The sequence below is a fragment of the Streptomyces sp. NPDC003393 genome (genome assembly GCF_053589015.1).
In genome coordinates, this window is record NZ_JBSFRB010000001.1 from 137655 (window position 1) to 157356 (window position 19702).

The 19702-nt window shown below is 74.1% G+C and carries 17 protein-coding genes; 11 read left to right on the top strand and 6 right to left on the bottom strand.

Annotated features, from left to right (window positions below):
- Positions 1–42 precede the first annotated feature (42 nt).
- The 7 genes from ACWDUZ_RS00585 (at position 43) to ACWDUZ_RS00615 (ending at position 7891) form a co-directional block, all read left to right on the top strand.
- The gene (locus tag ACWDUZ_RS00585; RefSeq protein ID WP_451629537.1) at positions 43–549 is read left to right on the top strand and encodes a (2Fe-2S)-binding protein; all 507 of its coding nucleotides are present in this window, start codon (positions 43–45) and stop codon (positions 547–549) included.
- Entirely contained in the window at positions 546–2936 is a 2391-nt protein-coding gene (locus tag ACWDUZ_RS00590; RefSeq protein ID WP_451629538.1) for a xanthine dehydrogenase family protein molybdopterin-binding subunit, read from the top strand. The genes ACWDUZ_RS00585 and ACWDUZ_RS00590 overlap by 4 nt, the downstream gene beginning before the upstream one ends.
- A complete protein-coding gene (locus ACWDUZ_RS00595) occupies positions 2933–3787 on the top strand; it encodes an FAD binding domain-containing protein (RefSeq protein WP_451629539.1) in 855 nt (284 codons plus the stop codon). Before ACWDUZ_RS00590 ends, ACWDUZ_RS00595 begins: the two co-directional genes overlap by 4 nt.
- Before the next feature lie 6 nt (positions 3788–3793).
- Positions 3794–4687 (top strand): AAA family ATPase, encoded by an 894-nt coding sequence (locus tag ACWDUZ_RS00600; RefSeq protein WP_451629807.1) that lies wholly within the window; start codon positions 3794–3796, stop codon positions 4685–4687.
- Positions 4684–5901, top strand: a complete 1218-nt coding sequence (locus ACWDUZ_RS00605; protein ID WP_451629540.1) for a vWA domain-containing protein — start codon at positions 4684–4686, stop codon at positions 5899–5901. The genes ACWDUZ_RS00600 and ACWDUZ_RS00605 overlap by 4 nt, the downstream gene beginning before the upstream one ends.
- Before the next feature lie 112 nt (positions 5902–6013).
- A complete protein-coding gene (locus tag ACWDUZ_RS00610; protein WP_451629541.1) occupies positions 6014–7120 on the top strand; it encodes an XdhC family protein in 1107 nt (368 codons plus the stop codon).
- 81 nt (positions 7121–7201) lie between these two features.
- Positions 7202–7891 (top strand): SRPBCC family protein, encoded by a 690-nt coding sequence (locus tag ACWDUZ_RS00615; protein WP_451629542.1) that lies wholly within the window; start codon positions 7202–7204, stop codon positions 7889–7891.
- A 356-nt stretch (positions 7892–8247) separates the two neighbouring features.
- Here the strand turns inward: ACWDUZ_RS00615 and ACWDUZ_RS00620 are convergent, their stop codons facing one another.
- Positions 8248–8748: a metallophosphoesterase family protein gene (locus ACWDUZ_RS00620; RefSeq protein WP_451629543.1), complete on the bottom strand. Its 501-nt coding sequence runs from the start codon at positions 8746–8748 to the stop codon at positions 8248–8250.
- A 180-nt stretch (positions 8749–8928) separates the two neighbouring features.
- Between ACWDUZ_RS00620 and ACWDUZ_RS00625 the strand changes: the two genes are divergently transcribed.
- From ACWDUZ_RS00625 to ACWDUZ_RS00635, 3 genes are read left to right on the top strand one after another with little or no spacing between them, the layout of a single operon-like run.
- Positions 8929–9390 (top strand): MarR family transcriptional regulator, encoded by a 462-nt coding sequence (locus ACWDUZ_RS00625; RefSeq protein WP_451629544.1) that lies wholly within the window; start codon positions 8929–8931, stop codon positions 9388–9390.
- Positions 9387–10886: an MFS transporter gene (locus ACWDUZ_RS00630; RefSeq protein ID WP_451629545.1), complete on the top strand. Its 1500-nt coding sequence runs from the start codon at positions 9387–9389 to the stop codon at positions 10884–10886. The genes ACWDUZ_RS00625 and ACWDUZ_RS00630 overlap by 4 nt, the downstream gene beginning before the upstream one ends.
- 4 nt (positions 10887–10890) lie before the next feature.
- Positions 10891–11472, top strand: a complete 582-nt coding sequence (locus ACWDUZ_RS00635) for a hydrolase (RefSeq protein ID WP_451629546.1) — start codon at positions 10891–10893, stop codon at positions 11470–11472.
- Positions 11473–11552: 80 nt separating this feature from the next.
- On the opposite strand, the gene ACWDUZ_RS00640 is transcribed toward ACWDUZ_RS00635, so the two are convergent.
- From ACWDUZ_RS00640 to ACWDUZ_RS00655, 4 genes are all read right to left on the bottom strand, one after another.
- Positions 11553–11741, bottom strand: a complete 189-nt coding sequence (locus tag ACWDUZ_RS00640; RefSeq protein ID WP_451629547.1) for a hypothetical protein — start codon at positions 11739–11741, stop codon at positions 11553–11555.
- Positions 11742–11880: 139 nt separating this feature from the next.
- A complete protein-coding gene (locus ACWDUZ_RS00645; protein ID WP_451629548.1) occupies positions 11881–12249 on the bottom strand; it encodes a DUF6479 family protein in 369 nt (122 codons plus the stop codon).
- Positions 12250–12307: 58 nt separating this feature from the next.
- Positions 12308–12607 (bottom strand): hypothetical protein, encoded by a 300-nt coding sequence (locus ACWDUZ_RS00650; RefSeq protein WP_451629549.1) that lies wholly within the window; start codon positions 12605–12607, stop codon positions 12308–12310.
- 221 nt (positions 12608–12828) lie between these two features.
- Positions 12829–15279 (bottom strand): SpoIIE family protein phosphatase, encoded by a 2451-nt coding sequence (locus ACWDUZ_RS00655; protein WP_451629550.1) that lies wholly within the window; start codon positions 15277–15279, stop codon positions 12829–12831.
- Between the two features lie 258 nt (positions 15280–15537).
- Here ACWDUZ_RS00655 and ACWDUZ_RS00660 point away from each other — a divergent pair, with 258 nt between their 5' ends.
- Positions 15538–17697, top strand: coding sequence for a SpoIIE family protein phosphatase (locus ACWDUZ_RS00660; protein WP_451629551.1), 2160 nt, complete (start codon positions 15538–15540; stop codon positions 17695–17697).
- Between the two features lie 118 nt (positions 17698–17815).
- Here ACWDUZ_RS00660 and ACWDUZ_RS00665 read toward each other — a convergent pair whose 3' ends face one another.
- Positions 17816–19213: a S1 family peptidase gene (locus tag ACWDUZ_RS00665; RefSeq protein ID WP_451629552.1), complete on the bottom strand. Its 1398-nt coding sequence runs from the start codon at positions 19211–19213 to the stop codon at positions 17816–17818.
- Positions 19214–19702: the final 489 nt, after the last annotated feature.

Here is a 19702-nt window from a genome sequence, read left to right on the forward strand (position 1 = left end):
CTGGACTCCCTCACGTACGCCCATTCGGTCTCTGGAGGGCACATGACGCATATCTCGGTCACGGTGGACGGCACGATGTACGAGGACGAGGTGGAGCCCCGTCTCCTCCTGGTCCACTATCTGCGTGACCGGCTCGGCCTGACCGGCACCCCCATCGGCTGCGACACCTCCAACTGCGGGGCCTGCACGGTCGAGCTGGACGGCACGAGCGTCAAGAGCTGCACGGTGCTGGCCGTACAGGCGGACGGCGGCGAGGTGACCACCGTCCAGGGGCTGGCACCGGACGGCGAGTGGACCCCGCTGCAACGCTCGTTCCACGAGCGGCACGCGCTGCAGTGCGGCTACTGCACACCCGGAATGATCATGGCGGCGCGCGATCTGCTGCGCGAGAACCCGCATCCCACCGCCGACGAGGTGCGCGGGGCGCTGGAAGGCAATCTGTGCCGGTGCACCGGCTACCAGAACATCGTCCGTGCGGTGCTCGCGGTCGCCGGGGAGGAGACCGCCGCCGGCCGGCAGGCCACCCCCACGCAGGAGGTGACGGCATGACGGACCAGGCCGTCGAGCGTGAGGTGGGCAGGGCGAGGCTCCGCAAGGAGGACGCCCGGCTGATCACCGGACAGACCAACTGGACCGACAACATCACCGTCACCGGGCTGCTGCACATGGCGATCCTGCGCAGCCCCATGGCCCACGCCCGCATCGAGCGGGTCGACGTCTCCCCCGCCCTGCAGCGCCCCGGCGTGCTCGCCGCGTACAGCGGCCGGGACCTCGCCGACGGGTTGGGTTCGCTGCCTTGTGCCTGGCCCGTCACCGAGGACATGGTGCTGCCGGACCACCCGCCGCTCGCGCTCGACGAGGTCCGTCACGCCGGCGACCCGGTGGCCGTGGTGGTGGCCCGCGACCGGTACGCCGCCGCCGACGCGCTGGAGGCGATCGAGGTCGACTACGAGCCCCTGCCCCCGGTGCTCGACCTGGAGGACGCGCTCACCGAGGGCACTCCGCTCGTCCACGCCGACAAGGGCACCAACCGCGCCTACGTCTGGCCGCTGAGGACGGGCGACGACTTCGAAGCCGTCCGGCAGCGCGCGGACGTCGTGCTCAAGCGCCGCTACCACCAGCAGCGCCTCATCCCCAACGCCATGGAGCCGCGCGCGGTCGTCGTCACCCCGCTCGCCGCCTCCGGCGAGTACACGGTGTACTCCGCGACCCAGATCCCGCACATCCTGCGCATCATGCTCTCCACGGTCACCGGCGTGCCCGAGCACAAGCTGCGGGTCGTCGCTCCGGACGTGGGCGGCGGCTTCGGCTCCAAGCTCCAGGTGTACGGCGAGGAGGCGCTCGCGCTGGCGGTGGCGCGCAAGCTGGGCCGGCCGGTGAAGTGGACCGAGTCCCGCTCCGAGGGCTATCTCGCCACCCACCACGGCCGCGGCATGATCCAGGACATCGAGATCGCCGCGACCCGCGAGGGGAAGCTGCTCGGCCTCAAGGTCGACCTGCTCGCCGACATGGGCGCCTACCTGATGCTGGTCACCCCGGGCATCCCGATCCTGGGTGCGTTCATGTACCCGGCGATCTACAAGATGGACTCCTACGAGTTCAACTGCACCGGCGTGTTCACCACGAAGACCCCGACCGACGCCTACCGGGGAGCCGGACGCCCGGAGGCCACGTACGCGATCGAGCGGGCCATGGACGAACTGGCCGCCGAGGTGGGCCTGGACCCGGTGGAGGTGCGGCGGCGCAACTGGATCCGGCACGAGGAGTTCCCCTACACCTCGATCGCCGGCCTGACCTACGACAGCGGCAACTACGAGGCGGCGACCGACAAGGCCCTCGCCCTGTTCGGGTACGAGGACCTGCGCGCCGAGCAGCGCAAGCGCAACGAGCGCGGGGACCCGGTACGCCTGGGCATCGGGGTGTCGACGTACACCGAGATGTGCGGCCTGGCGCCCAGCCGGGTGCTGCGGGACCTGAGGTACGCGGCCGGTGGCTGGGAGGCGGCGAGCATCCGCATGCTGCCCACCGGCAAGGTCGAGGTGGTCACCGGCACCAGCCCGCACGGGCAGGGGCACGTGACCTGCTGGAGCCAGATCGCGGCGGACGTCCTCGGTGTGCCGTTCGAGGACGTCGAGGTGGTGCACGGGGACACCAAGGTCGCCCCGCAGGGCATGGACACCTACGGCTCGCGCTCGCTGGTCGTGGGCGGGTCGGCGGTGCACCGGGCCGCCGAGAAGGTGGTGGACAAGGCGCGGAAGGTGGCGGCCCACCTGCTCGAAGCCAGCGAGCGGGACCTGGAGTTCAAGGACGGCGTGTTCTCGGTGAAGGGATCGCCCGAAGCGCGCAAGTCCATCCAGGAGATCGCCTTCGAGGCGTTCACCTCGCACGACATGCCCGACGGCATGGAACCGACCCTCAACGCCGAGCACGTGCTGGACCCGGAGAACTTCTCCTATCCGCACGGCACCCACCTGTGCGCGGTCGAGGTCGACACCGAGACCGGGCGGACCCGTATCCGCTCCTACGTCTGCGTCGACGACGTCGGCCGGGTGATCAACCCGATGATCGTCGAGGGGCAGGTGCACGGCGGGCTCGCCCAGGGCATCGCGCAGGCCCTGTACGAGGAGGCGGTGTACGACACGGAGGGCAACCTGGTCTCCGGGACGATGGCCGACTACCTGGTGCCCTCGGCGGTGGACCTGCCCGACTTCGTCACCGACCGGACCGAGACACCCGCGGACAACCCGCTCGGCGTCAAGGGCGTCGGCGAGGCGGGCACGATCGCCTCCACGCCCGCCGTGGTCAACGCGATCGTGGACGCGCTGCGCCCGCTGGGCGTGCACGACGTACGGATGCCCTGCACCCCGGAGCGGGTCTGGGAGGCGGTCACGGCGGCGCAGTCGTCCGGGACGGCGGACAAGGAGGCCTCGGCATGATTCCCCCCGCGTTCGACTACGCCCGGCCGGCCACCGTGGAGGAGGCCGTACGCACGCTCGCCGACGCCGGCGAGGACGCCAAGGTGCTGGCCGGCGGGCAGAGCCTGCTGCCGCTGCTGCGGCTGCGCCTCGCCTTCCCCGAACTCCTCGTCGACATCGGGCGGATCCCCGGGCTGCGGGGCGTGCGCGAGGACGGCGACGCGCTCGCCATCGGCGCGCTGACCACGCACCACGACGTGATCCGTGATCCGCTGGTGCGGCGGCACGCGGGCCTGCTGGCCCGGGCCACGCAGAAGGTCGCCGATCCCGCCGTACGCCACCGGGGCACCCTCGGCGGCTCGCTCGCGCACGCCGATCCGGCCGGGGACCTGCCCGCGGTGGCGCTGGCCCTGGACGCGGAACTGGTCGCCGTGGGACCGGGCGGGCGGCGCGCCATCCCGGCGCGCGACTTCTTCGCCGACTATCTGCAGACCGCGCTGGCCCCGGACGAGCTCCTGGTGGAGATCCGGGTGCCGAAACGGGACGGCTGGGGCTTCCACTACGAGAAGTTCAGCCGGGTGGCTCAGGCGTGGGCGATGGTGGGTGTGGCCGCGCTGGTCCGCCGGGACGACGGGCACATCGCCGAGGCCCGGATCGCCCTGACCAACATGGGCGCGACCCCGCTGCGGGCCCCGGCGACCGAGCAGGCGCTGGCCGGCGCCGGGGACCCGGACGCGGTGGCCCGGGCGGCCCAGTCGGCCGCGGAGGGCACCCGGCCGTCCGGGGACGCCTCGGCCTCACCGGAGTACCGGGCGCACCTCGCCCGTGTACTCACCAAACGGGCGGTGCTGGCCGCGGCCGGGATGGGGTGAGCGCCGATCATCACCGTCGACAGCCCCGAGCAGGTGCGTTCCCGTCTGGAGGCGACCGGTTACCTCGTCGACGAAGGGCTCACCGTCGCCTGCTTCCTGGCGCTGCGGCTGCACCGGCCGGTCTTCTGCGAGGGCGACGCGGGCGTCGGCAAGACGGCGCTGGCGTCCGCTCTCGCCGAGGCGTTCGGCGCCCCGCTGATCCGGCTCCAGTGCCACGAGGGGATCGACGCCTCGCAGGCGCTGTACGACTGGGACTTCCCCCGTCAGCTGCTGCATCTGCGGGCCGCCGAGGCGGCCGGTGTCACCGACGCCGACCGGCTGGAGCACGAGCTGTACGACCGGCGGTTCCTTCTCGCCCGGCCGCTGCTGCGGGCGTTGCAGACGCAGCCGTCGGTGCTGCTGGTGGACGAGATCGACCGGGCGGACGACGAGTTCGAGGCGTTCCTGCTGGAGGTGCTGTCGGAGTTCCAGGTGACCATTCCCGAGCTGGGCACGGTGCGGGCCGAGGTGCCGCCGGTGGTCGTCCTCACCTCGAACCGGACCCGGGAGGTGCACGACGCGCTGAAGCGGCGCTGCCTGTACCACTGGTTCGACCACCCCGGCTTCGCCCGCGAACTGGCCATCGTCCGCCGCCGGTTGCCGCGGGTGTCGGCGCGGCTGGCCGAGCAGGTGACCGCGCTGGTGCAGGCGCTGCGCGCCGAGGACCTGCTCAAGCCGCCGGGCGTGGCGGAGACGCTCGACTGGGCAGCCGCCCTGGACGCGCTCGGCGCGACCGAGGCCGACGCCGAACTGGCGGTGGCCACGCTCGGGTCGGTGCTGAAGTACCGCGAGGACACGGTCCGGGCCCGGGGCCTGGACTTCGCGGCGATCCTCGCGGGGCGGGGGGCGGGAGGGACGTGACGCGTACGGGCACGCTCCGAGGCGCCGACGCCGCGCTGCTGGGCTTCGCGCGGGCGCTGCGCACGGCGGGGGTGGGGGTGAGCGCCGAGCGGGTGCACGCCTTCCTGCGGGCGGTGGACGCGCTGCGGCCCGGCGTGCGGGCGGACGTGTACTGGGCGGGACGGCTGACGCTGTGCGGGGACCGGGACGACCTGGACCGCTACGAGCGGGTGTTCGGCGCGTACTTCGGGCAGGGCCCAGGCGGGCCCCCGGCCCGGCCGGTACGGACCGCTCCCCGGCCCAGGCTCCGGGCGACGGTGCGTGAGGCGGCCCCCCGTACGCGCACCGGCGGCCCGGACGACGAGCCGCAGGGCCCGCCCGTCGCCTCGCTCGCCAGTTCGGTGGAGGTGCTGCGCCACCGCGACGTCGCGGAACTGGGTCCGGCCGAACGGGCACAGGTGCGCCGGCTGCTGGCCGCGTTCGCGCTGCGCGGGCAGTCGCGGCGCAGCGCGCGGCGGCGGCCGGCCCGGAGCGGCCCCGTCGATCCGCATCGCACCGTACGGGAGATGCTGCGGCGGGGCGGCGAACCCGCGCTGCTCCGGCGGCACGCGCGCGTGGACCGGCCCCGCCGGGTGGTGCTGCTCGTCGACGTCAGCGGCTCCATGGCCCCGTACGCGGACGCGCTGCTGCGGTTCGCGCACGCGGCGGCCCGGAGGCGGCGCACGGAGGTGTTCACCATCGGCACCCGGCTGACCCGGGTGACGCGGGAGCTGTCCCACCGGGACCCGGAGCTGGCGATGGCCGCGGTGGCCGAGGCGGTACCCGACTGGCGCGGCGGCACCCGGCTGGGGGAGCTGCTGCGGGACTTCCTCGACCGGTGGGGGCAGCGGGGCATGGCGCGCGGCGCCGTCGTGGTGCTGCTGTCCGACGGCTGGGAGCGGGGCGATCCGGTGCTGCTCGCCGCCCAGATGACCCGGCTGCACCGGCTGGCGCACCGGGTGATCTGGGCCAACCCCCGCAAGGCCCGCCCCGGCTACGCCCCGCTCGCCGCGGGCATGGCCGCGGCCCTGCCGCACGTGGACGCCTTCGTCGAGGGCCACAGTCTCGCCGCTCTGGAGCACCTGGCAGCGGTGGTACGGGGCGCCGGCACGGATGCGACCGGTGGGCCGGCGGCGCCGGTCGCGTCCGTGCCGGCGCCGCCCGTCGCCGGTGGCGGGCCGCGGCGACCGCCGTGAGGGCCGGCCCCGGCACGGTGGCGGTCGGGTACGGGCGTACCGGGGGCGAGCGCCGTACCGTGCAGTGAGGCCCCTTGGCGGAACGGAACAGCCCGCAGGAGAGGAGCGGAGCGTGCGTGACATTCTTCCGGCGCTCGAGCGCTGGTACGCGGCGCGGGTGCCGTTCGGGCTCGCCACGGTCGTCTCGGTCAGCCGCAGCGCACCGCGCGAGCCCGGCGCGTCGATGGCCGTCGGTCCGGACGACGAGGTGGTCGGCAGCGTGTCCGGGGGGTGTGTGGAGGGCGCGGTCTTCGAGCTGGCCCAGGAGGTCGTGGCGAACGGCGAGGCGTGCCTGGAGACCTTCGGCTACAGCGACGAGGACGCGTTCGCGGTCGGGCTGACCTGCGGGGGCGAGATCACCGTGCTGGTCAGGCCCGTGACGCCCGAGTCGGACCCCGCCTTCGGCGCGGTGGCGGCGTCGGTGGCCGCCGGTGAGCCGGTGACCGTGGCGACCGTCGTCGACGGGCCGGCGCCGCGCGGGGCGACGCTCGTGGTCTGGCCCACGACGGTCGCCGGGACGCTCGGCGCGTCCGGGCTGGACGTGGCGGTCACCGCGGACGCCCGCGGCGAACTGGCCCGCGGCGCGACGGGGCTGAGGCACTACGGGCCCCGTGGCGAGCGGCGGGAGGACGCCGTCACGGTGTTCCTGCACTCCTTCGCCCCGCCGCCGCGCATGCTGGTGTTCGGAGCGATCGACTACGCCGCCGCGGTGGCCCGGATCGGCTCCTTCCTCGGCTACCGGGTCACGGTGTGCGACGCCCGCCCGGTCTTCGCCACACCCAAGCGGTTCCCGGAGCCCGTGGAGGTCGTCGTGGACTGGCCGCATCGCTATCTGCACGCCACGGACACCGACGAGCGCACGGTGATCTGCGTGCTCACCCACGATCCGAAGTTCGACGTGCCGCTGCTGGAGGAGGCGCTGCGCCGGCCGGCGGCGTACATCGGGGCGATGGGCAGCCGCCGCACCCATCACGACCGCATGCAGCGGCTGATCGAGGCCGGGCTGACCGAGGACGAGCTGTCCCGGCTGCGCTCCCCGGTCGGCCTCGACCTGGGGGCCCGTACGCCGGAGGAGGTGGCCGTGTCCGTCGCGGCCGAGATCATCTCCCTGCGCTGGGGCGGCACCGGGGCGCCCCTGACCGCGACCGCCGGAGCCATTCACACGACCGGCTTCGCCTGAACCGCGACCGGCGCCGCCCGAACGAGAGCATGGACGAGCCCGGACGACGAGCCGGACGACGAGCTGGACGAGGAGGACGTCATGGAACTGCACCACGCGTTCACGGTGCCCGTACCGGTCGACGACGCCTGGCGGGCGCTCCTCGACATCGAGCGCGTCGCGCCGTGTCTGCCGGGGGCCAGCGTGGAGGAGTACGACGGCAAGACGGTGACCGGGTCGGTCAAGGTGAAGCTGGGGCCGATCACCGTGACGTACAAGGGCACGGCAATCTTCGAGGAACAGGACGAGGCGGCCCGGCGCATGGTGCTCGTGGCGAGCGGCCGGGAGACCCGCGGGCAGGGCACGGCACGGGCCACCGTCACGGGCACCTTGGAGGAGCGCGAGGGCGGCACGGCGGTGTCGGTGCGCACCGATCTGACGGTGACCGGGCGCCCGGCGCAGTTCGGGCGCGGGGTGCTGGCGGAGGTGGGCGACCGGCTGGTGGGGCAGTTCGCGGACTGTCTGTCGCAGCGGCTGGCCGCTACGACGCCGCAGGTCACCGAGGAGCCCGGTACCGGATCAGCCCGGGCGGCGGCCGGCCCCGCGCAGAAGGGCGGGGCTCCCGCGGCGGCCGGCGGGACGGACCTCACGGCGGGCCGCGAGGAGGCGGAACCGCTCGACCTGCTGCGCGCCGCCGGGGTGCCGGTCGCCAAGCGCGCCGGGGCGGCGGCCGGGGCCGTCGTACTGGTGGCCCTCGTCGTGGTCGGCGTACGGCGGCTGAGGCGCCGCTGACCGTCGCACGCCGGGCACCAGGAGGGCGGCCCGATCGCGGGCCGCCCCAGGGTCACTCTTCCCTTTCTCGTTTCCGACTTCTCGGCGAGATCCGGGCCGCTCCGTGCGCGGTGGCGGCCCGGGAGCTGCGAGTATGCGCTCTCACGGACCTCCTTCCAGACAGGAAGTGCTGCACATGTGCTGCGAGGCGTCGCATGCGTGCCTCATCCGTTGACGGCCGCCTACCCTCCTGGAGGGAACCCAACCATCGAATCCGGCAAACCTGGGAAATTTCGCAAACTCGCAGGCCACAGAGGCAACAATGACGGAATGAATCACTCCGTCCCCGCCGGACACAGCCGTGACGGGCGGCGCCCTCATCGGCGCGGCAGCCGGTGCAGCTCCACCCGCGCGAGGCGGCCGTCGGCGACCTCCGCCGTCATATAAGTGCAGTACGGCTGGCGACGGCGGTCCGTCGGCGAACCGGGGTTGAGCAGCCGCAGCCCCGAGGCGGCGGTGGTGTCCCAGGGAATGTGGCTGTGGCCGAAGACCAGCACGTCCAGGTCGGGGAAGCGGGCGGCGCAGCGGCGCTCGCGGCCTTGGGCCGGCCCGGTCTCGTGGACGACGCCGAAGCGCAGCCCGCCGAGTTCGGCGTGGGCCACCTCCGGCAGGCGGGCGCGCAGCGCGGGGCCGTCGTTGTTGCCGTACACGCCGATCAGCCGGCGGCTGCGGCTCTCCAGCAGGTCCAGCGTGGCGGTGTCGACCCAGTCCCCGGCGTGCAGGACGGCGTCGGCCCGGGGGAGTTCGGCGAGGAGCGGCGCGGGCAGCTCCTTGGCCCGCTTGGGCAGATGGGTGTCGGACGTCAGGAGCAGGCGCACGCGGTCAGCGTAGTGCGGCACCACCGGGGTCGCGTCCCGGATCCGCCGGAGATCCGCGGCGAGATCTCCGCGCAACGTCTCCGCGCACAGTCTTCACGCAAGGTCTCCGCACAAGACCTCCAGGTGAAACTGTTCAGTCCAGACTGGACAGTTTCACCTGATGGTTTTACGGTGAACCATATGGATCACCAGACCGCCGAGGTGCCCGAGGGCGTCTCCGTGTCCGCCGCCCTGGCCGCGCGCGACCTGCGGGTGGTGTTCAGCCGGCTGCGGCGCCGGATCCGCGAGGTGGCGCAGGACGAGGACCTCACGCCCTCCCAGGTGTCGGCGCTCACCCTGGTGGGCAAGCACGGGGCCGCCACGGCCAGCGCCCTCGCCGCGGCCGAGGGGGTCCGGCCGCAGTCGATGGCCGCCACCCTCGCCGCCCTCGAGCAGCACGGACTGATCCGCCGCAGCCCCGACCCCGACGACGGCAGGCGGCAGTTGGTCACCCTCACCGACGGCGGCCGCGAGCGCATCGAGGGCAACCGGCAGGTCCGCGCGGAGTGGCTGGCCCGGGCCCTGGAGGACCGGTACAGCGAGGACGAGCGGCAGACGCTCCTCGAGGCGCTGACGCTGCTGGAACGGCTGACGCGGCCGTGAGGCGCGGTCACGCCCGCGCCGAGGGCCGCCCCGGGGACACCAGGGGCGCGACGGCCCCGCCCCCCGGTGCCTTCGACCGCCGCCTGATCGCCCCGATGGTCCTGGGCTCGGTCCTCAACCCGATCAACTCCTCCATGATCGCGGTGGCCCTCGTCCCGATCGGCGCCGCCTTCGGGGCACCGCCGGCCCGCACGGTCTGGCTGGTCTCGGCGCTCTATCTGGCGACCGCCGTGGGCCAGCCCGTCATCGGGCGGCTCGTCGACATGTACGGGCCCCGCCGGCTCTACCTCATCGGTACGGCCCTGGTGGGGGCGGCGGGGCTGTTGGGCGCCCTCGCCCCGACGCTGGGCGCCCTCGTCGGCGCACGCGTGCTGCTGGGGTTCGGGACCTCGGCGGCGTACCCGGCCGCCATGCAGCTCACCCGGCGCGAGGCCGAACGAACGGGCCGGGACAGTCCGACGGGCGTGCTGACGGCACTGGCCGTCGCCAACCAGACGGTGGCCGTGGTCGGCCCGGCGCTCGGCGGCCTGCTGATCGGCGTCGGTGGCTGGCGCGCGGTGTTCACGGTCAACGTGCCGCTCTCCGCGGCCTGTCTGATCCTCGGCGTGTCGCGACTGCCGAGGGAGCGCCGCACCGTGCCCGCCCGCCGCAGGGACGTGGATCCGCTCGGTATGGCGCTGTTCGCCGGGATGCTCGTGTCACTGATGCTGTTCCTCATGGAACCGCGGGCCGATCACTGGCACCTGCTGCTGCTCGCCGCCGCCACCGGCGCCGCGTTCGCGGCGCGGGAGCTGCGGGTCGCGCGGCCCTTCGTCGACCTGCGGGTACTGGCCGGCAATGTGCCGCTGCTGGCCACGTACGTGCGCCAACTGCTCGGCTACACGACCTCCTACGCCTTCATGTACGGCTACGCGCAGTGGCTGGAGGAGGGCCACGGGCTCAGCGCCTCCACGGCCGGACTGGTGATGCTTCCCCTGTCGGCCGCCGCGCTCACCGTCTCGGGCCTGACCGGACGCCGCGAGGCCGTACGGGTGAAGCTCGTCGTCGGAGCCGCCGTCCAGGTCGTCGCCTGTGCCGTCCTGCTGCTGGTCGGCTCCGGCAGCCCCCTGTGGCTGCTGCTGACGGCGGGGGCCGTGATGGGAGTCCCGCAGGGGCTGATCGGCCTCGCCAACCAGAACGCGCTCTACCGGCAGGCCGATCCGGCGCGGATCGCCTCGGCGGCGGGGCTGCTGCGCACCTTCATGTACCTCGGCGCGCTGGCGGCGTCAGCCGGCACCGCGGGCTACTTCCCGCACCGCGCCGACACGGCCGGGCTGCACGGCCTGGCCCTGTTCATGATCGCCGGATCGGCCCTGCTCCTGGTGAGCACCGTGCCCGGCCGATCACTCGCCCCTCTCGTCCGCCGCGCGGCCGGAACACCCGGCACCACCGAAACCCTCGGCACCACCGAGACCAACAGCAAGACCGAGATCCCCGGCAAGACCCGAAAGGCCTGACACCATGGCAGTCACCGCCCTCGACCCGCGTACCGCCCTCGTCGTGATCGACCTCCAGGCGGGCATCGTCGCCTCGCCGACCGCTCCCCACTCCGGCACCGACGTGGTCGCGCGCACCGTGGAGCTCGCCGACGCCTTCCGCGCCCATGACCTGCCGGTCGTGCTGGTCCGGGTCTCCTTCTCCCCCGACTTCCGGGACGTGCCGCCCGGGCGCACCGAAGCGGCCGGCTCCGGGCGGGCGCGGCCCGAGGGCTGGGACGTCATCGTGCCCGAACTGGCGGGCCACCCCGGTGACATCACCGTCACCAAGCACAACTGGGGCGCCTTTCACGGCACCGATCTCGATGTCCAGCTGCGCCGGCGGGGAGTGACCCAGATCGTGCTGGCCGGCATCGCCACCAGCATCGGCGTGGAGTCCACCGCCCGCGCCGCCCATGAGCACGGCTACCACGTCACGCTGGCCGCCGACGCCATGAGCGATCTGGACGCGGAGGCCCACACGAACAGCCTCCAGCGGATCTTCCCGCGCCTGGGCGAGACGGGCAGCACCGCGGAGATCCTGGAGCTGGCCAAGACCCACGGCTGAGCGCCCGCGGCGGGGCGAGGTCGAGCGCGGACGGCTCGGTCCTCGCCCCGCGCGGTGTCGTCGGTCGCCCCTCCGGCCGGTCAGTCCTCGCCTCGCACGATGTTCCAGTCGGCACCGCCGTGGTCCGCGCGCTGACCGCCGCGGTCCTCGACCGCCGGGAGGCAGGTGCGCACACCGTTCTCCGCCCGTCGGCGGGCCTCCGCCCAACCTGTCTCCTCAAGACGGTGGGTCATCGGCTTGTCCGTGGTGTGCGCGGTCACGACGCTCATCTTCCTTCTGCGTCCGGTCCTGTCCGGTCTGTCGGGAGCTGTCCGATCCGTTCCGGTCCCGCCGGTTCGGACGGCGACCGGAACCCTGCGGTCCCGCGGTCTTCGGGTCCCCGGGCGCCCCGGGGACAAACTCGCGGGCTCAGGTCGCGCCCGGGCCCCCGCCGCCGAAGGAGCCGCTGGATCCGGTGTTCCAGCGCGGGCGGCTCTGGTCGTCGCTGCGCCTGCTGCCGGACGAACCCAGTTCGTGCGGGGTCAGGCGGCGGCCGGTCTCCTCGGCACGCGGGACCTCGGCCGCCTCGCGCCGCTGCCGGGTCTCGTGGACGGGCCCGGAGTCCGGCAGTGTCGGGTGTTCGCCGCCACGGGGGGTCCTCGATTCGCTCCGCATCACTCTGATGCCGAGCCGCACGGCCCAGATCAGCACACCGACGACGACCAGGCCGCCGATGACGAAGGCGGCGACCCCGTAGCCCGTGCTCGCCGCGACCGTTTCATATCCAGTGGTGTCCATGTCGGGCGGGTACCCGGCCCGGGCCTGCGGATTCCCGACGGCCGGTCCGGACCTGCGTTCACGGCTCCCGCGGCCCGCTGCCGCCGTCGTCCCCGGCCGGCCGCGCGGCCCGCTCCACGTCGGCCTCCACCTCGGTGCGGGGCCTGCCCTCGTCGCTCGCGTACTCGTTCAGGGCGGTCTGCAGATCGCGCGCGAGGTCGCGCCAGGCGCGCCAGGCCGTCTCGTACGTCTCGCTCTGCAGTCCGGTCCACCGCTCCTGTGCGGGCGGCCCGTAGTTCTGCCGCAGTTGCTCGACCCGGGTGTGCGCCTCGTCGGCCGCGCGCTGCTTCGCGACAAGCTCTTCGAAGGTGTGTGACACACCCCAGGACCCTAGACAGGACAGGGCCGCGCGGCTGCTCAGACCTGCCGGGGGCCGGGTGCGGCACACCCGTGTGGCGGGTCCGTGCGAGCCGCCCGCCGGCCGGCGACGTGCTGGGTCCGGTCACGGGTCAGGTCGCGGTTCAGGTGACGAGTCACCGTCACAGTCGCGGTTCAGGTGACGAGTCACCGTCAGGTTCAGGTCACGGGCGCGGGTGCCGGTCACTCCCCCAGGGCCAGCTCGCACCACACCTGCTTGCCGCCGCTGACCGGCAGGGTGCCCCAGGCGGCCGACACCGCCTCGACGAGGAGGATGCCCCGGCCGCCGGTGGCCTCCCAGCCGATGCGGGTCGGTTTGACGGGCGTACGCGGCGAGGTGTCGGCGACCGCGATGCGCAACCGGTCGTTGACGAGGGCGAGGTCCAGGCGCACCTGTCCGTCGGTGTGCACGAGGGCGTTGGTGACCAGTTCGGAGACGACGAGCAGGACGGTGTCGGCTTCCTCGGTCACCTGCCAGGCCCGCAGGGTGCGCCGGGTGAAGCGGCGTGCGTGGCTGACCGCCTCGGGCACCCGCCACACGGTCCAGGTCTCCCTGAGCGGCCGTACGGCCAGGCCCTCGTAGCGGATCAACAGCAGCGCGATGTCGTCGTTCCGCCCGGCGTCGGTGAGCAGGGTGTCGGCGACCAGTCCGAGGTGGCCGGGGTCGGCGGCGGCCAGGCCGGCGGCGAAGCGGGCCATGCCCTGGTCGATGTCGGAGGTCGGTGACTCCACGAGACCGTCCGTGGTCAGGGCGAGCACCGTGCCGGGCTGGAGGCGCAGCGGATTCATCGGGAAGTCGGCCTGGCCGAGCACGCCGAGCGGCGGCCCGCCCTCCGCCTCCGCGATCTCCACGCGGCCGTCGGGGTATCGCAGTACGGGGGGCAGGTGCCCGGCGCGTACGCACCAGGCCGTGCCGGCCTCCATGTCCACGTCGACGTAGGCACAGGTGGCGAACAGGTCGGTCTCCATGTCCAGCAGGAGCCGGTTGGCGAGGGAGACGACCACGTCCGGGGGGTGGCCCTCGGCGGCGTAGGCGCGCAGCGCGGTGCGCATCTGGCCCATCAGAGTGGCCGCGCCCGCACTGTGGCCCTGGACGTCGCCGATGACGAGGGCGACGTGGTTGTCCGGCAGCGGGATCACGTCGTACCAGTCGCCGCCGACCTCCAGGCCGGCCGTCGCGGGCAGATAGCGGGCCACCGCCTCCGCCCCGGGCAGTTTCGGCAGCCGGCGGGGCAGCAGGGACCGCTGGAGCATGCCGACGAGCTCGTGCTCGGCGTCGAAGGCGTGGGCGCGCATCAGGGCCTGGCCGGCGAGGCCGGCCGAGGCGGTGAGCAGAGCGCGTTCGTCGGGGCCGAATTCGTGCGGCTCGTCCCAGCCGATCAGGCAGGCGCCGGCCATCCGGCCGGCGGCGGGCAGCGGCAGCACCGCGAGGCCGCCGGGGCCGACGTCGGCGAGGGCGGGCTCCAGCGCGGTCCCGGCGGGCCAGATCTGGGCGCGGCCCTCGCTGAGGGCCGCGGCCAGGGTGGGCATGGACCGTACCGGCGCGTCCGGCCACTCGCTGCGCCACTCCTGGCGCCACATCTCGGGCCAGGCCCCCGGTTCGGGCGGGTCGAGGACGGTGACGACCAGCCGGTCGTTCTCCAGTTCGGCGAGCGCGATCCGGTCCGCGCGCAGCGGCTTGCGCAGCGCGGTGACCACGGCCTGGCTGACGTCACGGACGGTGCCCGCGGTCGCCAGGGCGGCGGCCAGACGCTGGACCCGGGCCACGTCGGTGACGCCGGGACGCAGGGTGGAGGCGTCGGCGACGGTGCCGACCAGGCGGGGCGGGCGGCCCTCGCCGCCCGCCACCAGCCGGCCGCGCAGCCGCAGCCACCTGGGCGGCCCTTCGGGCAGCAGGACGCGGAACTCCAGCTCGCGATCGCCGATGGTCATGTGGTCGGCCTCCACCACGGACATCAGCGCGGGCAGGTCCTCCGGCACGGTCAGCGCGAGCAGCGTCTCGACCTTGCCGTCGAAGTCGGCGCGGTCGATGCCGAACAGGGCCAGGAGGTCGTCGCCGACCTCGACCCGGCCGGTGTCCATGGCGAGGCTGAACGCGTTCGGCGGCAGTTCCTCGCCCGGTGCGGCCTCGTCGGGCGCGGGGCAGGCGACCGCCTCGGCGACCCGCTCCAGACACTCCCGGTCCTCGCTGTCGAAGCCGCCGGGGCTCTCGGTGACCGCGAGCAGGCAGCCGCGCCCTTCCCCGGGCAGCGGCAGCGCGGCCATGAAGACGTCGCACTCGGGCATCCGCCGGGCGTCGGAACAGTCGGCGACCTCCTCCGGCCCGAGCCACTGGGCCCGCCCGGTGCGGTGGGCGTCGGTGATCGGGGACCGCCCGGCCAGGGGGTAGGTGTCCCGCAGCCCGTACAGGGTCCGCGGGGCGCCGACGGACTCCGCCAGGCACAGCACGTCACCGGTCTCGGCACGGGTGTAGACGCCGGCGAAGGCCGCCGAGGTGAAGACCAGGGCCTGTTCCAGGACGCGGCGCGACCGGTCGCCCGGGGCGGTGGTGGCGGCGACCGTCCTGAGGGCAAGTTCGGCCCGCAGAGACCTTGTTCTGCGTGTCGTAGCGCCCTCACTGACCACGTTGGCCATTACAGCGCGTATCGGCTCGTCGCGCAGCCCCTGTGACGGTTCCGTGAAGTGCCCGCGGACGCGGGGGCCCGGCGTCCGGCGCCCGCGCTCGCCGCACCGGGCGGCCTGCCGTGGCAAAGGATGCGGAGCACCGAGCCGACGGGGCCGGCCGCGGCCCGCGGAAGCGGGCTCGCGGGCGCCGCCCGCCGTGCGCGGCCGGCGTTCCGGAGGGAGTCTTGATCCGGGGGACCCGTCGCGCAGCCGTGCGGGTACGAGGAGGTGGTCGGCGTGGCCGAGGACCAGCCGTCCGGACCGGCGGCGCCGACCGGGATCGGAGCGGTCGGGCGACCGCTGCTGTCCCTGGCGCTGGCGGCCATGATGGACGAGGTCCACGCCCACTCGGGTGCCGTGTACCTGCTCGCGCCCGACCAGCCGGTGCTGCAGATGGCCGTGATGGCGGGCATGCCCCGCGCGTTCGTCGCGCCCTGGGAGCGGGTCGGGCTGAGCGCGCCGGTCCCGGTCGCCCAGGCGGTGCGCGAGCGGGGGCTGGTCTGGGTCGGCGGGGAGGAGGAGATGGCCCGCTGCTTCCCACGCGTCGCCGTGGTCCTGCCCTACCCCTTCGCGCTGGCCGCGCTGCCCCTGGCGACGCCGTCCGCCGTGTACGGCGCGATCTTCGTGACCTGGCCCGCCGAGCACCCTCCGGTGCTGGCCGACTGGGAGCGGGAGCACCTGACCGGCGCCTGCGACCGGTTGGCGCTGCGTCTGGAGGGGGCGGCGGCCGAGCGCCGCAGGCTGCCGCCGGAGCCGGATCTCCTCGCCGTCCCGTCGGTCGTCGGTGCGGCCGGCGCCCCGGGCTCGGCCGAGGCGGCCCGTATGGTGCACCGCCTGCCCTACGGACTGGCCTCGCTCGACCTGGACGGCCGGGTGTCCTACGCCAACGCCGCCGCGGCCGAGCTGCTCGGCCTGCCCGTCAGCGAACTGCTCGGCACCCGGCTGTGGGCGTCGGTGCCGTGGCTCAACGACCCGATGTACGAGGACCGGTATCGTGGCGCGCTGCTCAGTCAGCGCGTCACGTCCTTCGTGGCGCTGCGCCCGCCCGCGGACTGGTTGTCGTTCCGGATGTACCCCGACACCACCGGGCTGAGCATCCGGATCAGCCGGGCCCGGGCGGTGGCGGAGCTCGGCCGCGCCGCGCCCCCGTCCGGCGGGGCCTCCGCAGCGCCCAGCCTGGTGACCATCTCCCAGGTCCTGAACCTGGCCGGGGCACTGACCGAGGCGGTGGGCGTGGAGGACGTGGTGCAGTTGGTCGCGGACGAGATCGTCCCGGCCGTCGGCAGCCAGGGTCTGATGATCCTCGCCTGCCAGTCGGGGCGGCTGCACGTGCTGGGGCACCGCGGCTACCGGGATCCGCGGGCCGTCGAGCAGTTCCACGGGACTCCGCTGTCCGCGCCGGCGCCGACCACACGGGTGCTGACGACCGGGGCACCGGCGTTCTTCGACTCCTGGCAGCAGTTGGAGCGGCTGTATCCGGTCCGGCAGGCGATCCGGGACGGCTTCGCCGCCTGGGCGTACCTGCCGCTGATCGCGTCCGGGCGCCCGGTGGGCACCTGTGTGCTGTCCTACGCCGACCCGCACCCTTTCGCCGCGGAGGAGCGGGCGGTGCTGACGAGCCTGGGCGGGCTGATCGCGCAGGCGCTGGAGCGGGCCCGGCTCTACGACGCCAAGCACCGGCTGGCCCACGGCCTCCAGCAGGCGCTGCTGCCGCACTCGCTGCCGCGGCTGCCGGGGTTCGACGCGGCGGCCCGCTATCTGCCGGCCACCCAGGGCATGGAGATCGGCGGCGACTTCTACGACCTGGTACCCGCCCGGCCGACCGCCGCCGCCGTGATCGGGGACGTGCAGGGGCACAACGTGACCGCCGCCGGCCTGATGGGACAGCTGCGTACGGCTGTACGCGCCTACACGACGGTCGGGCAGGAACCCCAGGACGTCATGCGGAGCACCAACGGGCTGCTGATGGACCTCGGGGTCGAGCTGTTCGCGAGCTGTCTGTACCTGCGGCTCGACGCGTCCGACGGCTCCGCGGTGATGTCCCGGGCGGGGCACCCGCCGCCGCTGCTGAGACGGCCGGACGGACGGGTGCGCGTGCTCGACCTGGCGGGTGGCCCGCTGCTGGGCATCGACCCGGCCGCCACGTATCCGACCACGCGCGTGGACCTCGCCCCCGGCTCGGTGCTCGTCCTCTACACCGACGGGCTCGTCGAGACGCCCGGGGCGGACATCGAGGACGCGCTGGCCGAGCTGGGACAGCGGCTCGGCGCGGCCGGGGACGTGCCGCTGAGTCAGCTGGCCCACGTCCTGGTGGAGCAGTCGGCGGTGGTACGGGAGCGGATCGACGACGTGGCGGTGCTGCTGCTGCGGGCGCGCGGGAACCGCTGACGCCCGGGCGGCGGGCGGGACGGCGGTGGCGGGGCCGAGGGGGTACGGATCGGTCCGGCCGTCCCGCCGGAGGGCCGGACCGATCCACTGACCGGTGGGGAACCGCCGGGTGTACCGGTCAGTGGTTCAGGGCCGTCCCGGAGCCGCCGGCGCCCCGGGAGCCGTCTGCCGCCCCAGGGTCGTCCGCGGCGCCGGTGCCGTCCCCGGCGCCCGACGGGTCGCCGGGCGCGCTCTGCGAGCCGGCGCCGGACCGGTCTCCCCCGGCCTGCTGGTCCCCGCTGCCCGGAGCATCGACGCCCTGGTCTCCGACGCCCTGGTCACCGGCACCCTGCTGCCCGGCGCCGTCGCCCGCACCGCCACCACCACCGCCGTTGCCGGCGCCCAGAGTCGCTCCGGTCGCCTGAAGGGCCGCGGTGACCGGCTGGAAGAAGGTCTCGCCGCCCTGGGTGCAGTCGCCGCTGCCGCCCGAGGTGAGGCCGACCGCGCCCCCGTCCTGGGTGAACAGTGAGCCGCCGCTGTCGCCGGGTTCGGCACAGACGTCCGTCTGGATGAGGCCGTTCACGGTGTCGACGCCGCTCGGGTCGGTCTCGCTCTGGAAGTTGACGGTGGCGTCGAGGCCGGTGACGGTCCCGTTGTGCAGGCCGGTGGTGCTGCCCATGCGGAACACCGTCTCGCCGACGGTGGCGTCGACGGCCTGGGTGATCTGGACGGTCTGCCCGTTGCCGACGTCGACGTCACTCGGCGCCTGGGTGGCGGGGTCGTCGTACTTGACCAGCGAGAAGTCACTGCCGGGGAAGGTCGCCCGGTCCACCGTGGCGATCGGCTGCCCGTTCTGGGAGTCGGCCCACTGCTCGGCCGCGACGCCGCAGTGACCGGCGGTCAGGAACGCCGGACTGCCGTCGGACGCGGTGACGTTGAAGCCGAGGGAGCAGCGGACCGTGCCGCCCTGCGCCTGGGCGAAGATGGCGTCGCCACCGGAGGCGAAGGTCTTGAAGGTCCCGGCGGACCTCTTCAGGGCCGCCATGCCGGAACCGAGGCTCTGGACGGTGGACCGGAGTCTGTCCCACCTGGCGCCGGTGACCGTGCGGTCGGCGGTGACCACGACCTTGTTCGTCCGCGGGTCCACGGCCCATGAGGTGCCGGGGATGGTGGCCCGGGTCTTCAGCGTCCGGGCGGCGGAGGTCAGTTCGGCGGTGCTGTTCTCGACCCGGCGGACGGCCGCGCCCGCCTTCTTCGCCTGGACGATCACGTTGTTGTCGCCGCTCACCACGTTCACGACCAGCTGCTGCCTGGCACTGTCGTAGTAGGAGCCGGCGACGGCGTCGCCGAGCGACGTGGCCAGCTGTGCGGCGAGGTCCGAGGCGTCCGTCGCCTTGAGGGTTCTGGGGGTGGCGCCGTCCGCCGCGCCGTCCTGGGAGGCGTGGGCGCCGGGGAGCAGTATCGCCGCCGCGCCGAGCGCCACCACGCCGCCCGCCGCTATCGCGGCCTTGCGCTTCGGGATTCGCTTGTGACTCAAACTTCTCGACCTCCTGGGGACGGGGCCGGGACCGCCGTCCGGCAGTGGGTTGGGGGCGCCTGGATGGCTGTTGGTACGCAGGCCTCGGGCGGGGCGTTCAATTACGTTTCCCGTCCTGCCCCGTGGTCCGCTCCCAACTGGCCTCGCGGCGCGCGGATTCGGCGACTCGCTCGGGGGCATGGGCCGGGACGCGCACGGCGGCCGGACTACACCGGGCGATCGACCGGCGACGTTCCGTCGACGAACCGCCGTCGATCAAGAGCGGAAGCATGGCTTCAGCGAATCTGCACAGCGAATGCCCAACGAAGTCACCGTGCGCCGTGGATCTGCACAACCGCACGCCCCCTCGGGCGGCATTGGCGCGGAGTGCCGGATTCGTCGCAACCGGAGCAAGGGGCTGAACGCGCCGATGCCGTGGGGCATGTGAAGAAGTGGCCGACAAGTCGTGTCCGCACATGCACGGATGGGGTGGGCGGAGCGACAAGTTCC

Coding starts and splice junctions, on each gene's coding strand:
- ACWDUZ_RS00585 (WP_451629537.1), top strand. CDS start 43: ATGACGCATATCTCGGTCACGGTGGACGGCACGATGTACGAGGACGAG.
- ACWDUZ_RS00590 (WP_451629538.1), top strand. CDS start 546: ATGACGGACCAGGCCGTCGAGCGTGAGGTGGGCAGGGCGAGGCTCCGC.
- ACWDUZ_RS00595 (WP_451629539.1), top strand. CDS start 2,933: ATGATTCCCCCCGCGTTCGACTACGCCCGGCCGGCCACCGTGGAGGAG.
- ACWDUZ_RS00615 (WP_451629542.1), top strand. CDS start 7,202: ATGGAACTGCACCACGCGTTCACGGTGCCCGTACCGGTCGACGACGCC.
- ACWDUZ_RS00625 (WP_451629544.1), top strand. CDS start 8,929: ATGGATCACCAGACCGCCGAGGTGCCCGAGGGCGTCTCCGTGTCCGCC.
- ACWDUZ_RS00635 (WP_451629546.1), top strand. CDS start 10,891: ATGGCAGTCACCGCCCTCGACCCGCGTACCGCCCTCGTCGTGATCGAC.
- ACWDUZ_RS00640 (WP_451629547.1), bottom strand. CDS start 11,741: ATGAGCGTCGTGACCGCGCACACCACGGACAAGCCGATGACCCACCGT.
- ACWDUZ_RS00645 (WP_451629548.1), bottom strand. CDS start 12,249: ATGGACACCACTGGATATGAAACGGTCGCGGCGAGCACGGGCTACGGG.
- ACWDUZ_RS00655 (WP_451629550.1), bottom strand. CDS start 15,279: ATGGCCAACGTGGTCAGTGAGGGCGCTACGACACGCAGAACAAGGTCT.